The sequence below is a fragment of the Mycobacterium sp. TH-M15 genome, assembly GCF_057473705.1.
Window position 1 is genome coordinate 1 of record NZ_JBYCLB010000033.1, and the last position, 1,892, is coordinate 1,892.

The following is a 1,892-nucleotide window of genomic DNA, read 5'->3' on the forward strand; positions in this document are numbered from 1 at the left end:
TAGCGCGTCTGCCATTCCGCCACTCGGACTCGAAGACGGCCGGGAAGCGCGGTCGTCGAGCAACCAAGGCTATCGGATTGCGATGTGCCGGCCAAAACCCGTGGGCGGTTGCAGTGGTAGGAAAGGTGACTGTGACAGTTCGCATCGATCCGGCCGACGAGGTGACGGAGATCGTCAGCACCCTGATCCGGTTCGACACCAGCAACACCGGTGAACCGGAGACCACCAAGGGCGAGGCCGACTGCGCTCACTGGGTCGCCGAGCAGTTGGCCGAGGCCGGTTACCGCACCGAATACGTCGAATCCGGCGCACCCGGCCGCGGCAACGTGTTCGCCCGGCTGGCCGGCGCCGACCCGTCCCGGGGCGCGTTGCTGATCCACGGCCACCTGGACGTGGTGCCGGCCGAACCGGCCGACTGGAGCGTGCACCCGTTCTCCGGCGCGGTGGAGGACGGCTACGTCTGGGGCCGCGGTGCGGTCGACATGAAGGACATGGTCGGGATGATGATCGCGGTCGCCCGGCACCTGTCGACGGCCGGGATCGTGCCGCCGCGCGACCTGGTGTTCGGGTTCGTCGCCGACGAGGAGGCCGGCGGCAAGTACGGCGCGCACTGGCTGGTCGAGCAGCGGCCCGACCTGTTCGCCGGGGTCACCGAGGCGATCGGCGAGGTGGGCGGCTTCTCACTGACCGTGCCCCGCCCGGACGGCGGGGAGCGCCGGCTCTACCTGGTGGAGACCGCGGAGAAGGGCCTGTGCTGGATGCGGCTGACCGCGCACGGCCGGGCCGGGCACGGGTCGATGATCAGCGACGACAACGCCGTCACCGCGCTCGCCGGCGCGGTGGCGCGGCTGGGTGCGCACCGGTTTCCGCTGGTGCTGACCGACGCGGTCACCGAGTTCCTGGCCGCGGTCAGCGAGGAGACCGGGCACGCCATCGACCCGGCGTCGCCGGATCTGGAGGGCATGATCGCCAAGCTCGGGCCGATCGCCCGGATCGTCAACGCCACCCTGCGCGACACCGCCGCCCCGACCATGCTGCACGCCGGCTACAAGGCCAACGTGATCCCGGCGACGGCCGAGGCGGTGGTGGACTGCCGGGTGCTGCCCGGCCGGCGGGCCGCGTTCGAGGCCGAGGTCGACGAGCTGATCGGCCCACAGGTGACCCGGGAGTGGATCACCGACCTGGAGCCGTACCAGACCACCTTCGACGGTGATCTGGTCGACGCGATGAACGCCGCGCTGCTGGAGTGTGATCCCGACGCCCGCGCCGTGCCGTACATGCTCTCCGGCGGGACCGACGCGAAGGCGTTCGCCCGGTTGGGGATTCGCTGTTTCGGCTTCGCCCCGCTGCGGCTGCCGCCGGAGCTGGACTTCTCGGCCCTGTTCCACGGGGTCGACGAGCGGGTCCCGGTCGACGCGCTGACGTTCGGTACCCGGGTGCTGCAGCACTTCCTGACACACTGTTGATCACTTCGACGTTGAGCACACCGATTGAGAGGACGACCGTGGGCACAGCTCCCGACCCGTACGCCGCACTGCCCAAGCTGCCGCCGTTCCAGCTGACGTCGTCGTCACTGATCGACGGCGGGCCGCTGGCCACCCCCCAGGTCAGCGGCATCATGGGCGCCGGTGGCGCCGACGCCAGCCCGCAGCTGAGCTGGTCAGGCTTCCCGGAGGCGACCCGCAGCTTCGCGGTCACCGTCTACGACCCGGACGCCCCGACACTCTCCGGGTTCTGGCACTGGGCGGTGGCCAACCTGCCGGCCACCTGCACCGAGCTGCCGGAGGGCGCCGGCGACGGCAGCCTGCTGCCCGGCGACGCGCTGACCCTGACCAACGACGCCGGCCTGCGCCGCTATGTGGGCGCGGCGCCACCGGCCGGGCACGGCGTGC

2 protein-coding genes are annotated in these 1,892 nt (G+C 71.4%); both read left to right on the top strand.

Annotated elements, in window-relative coordinates:
- Window positions 1-125 precede the first annotated feature (125 nt).
- Window positions 126-1,466, top strand: a complete 1,341-nt coding sequence (locus AC2VNT_RS00855; protein WP_486945059.1) for a M20/M25/M40 family metallo-hydrolase — start codon at window positions 126-128, stop codon at window positions 1,464-1,466.
- A gap of 38 nt (window positions 1,467-1,504) precedes the next feature.
- On the top strand, window positions 1,505-1,892 hold a 388-nt coding region (locus tag AC2VNT_RS00860; protein WP_486945060.1), incomplete at its 3' end, for a YbhB/YbcL family Raf kinase inhibitor-like protein.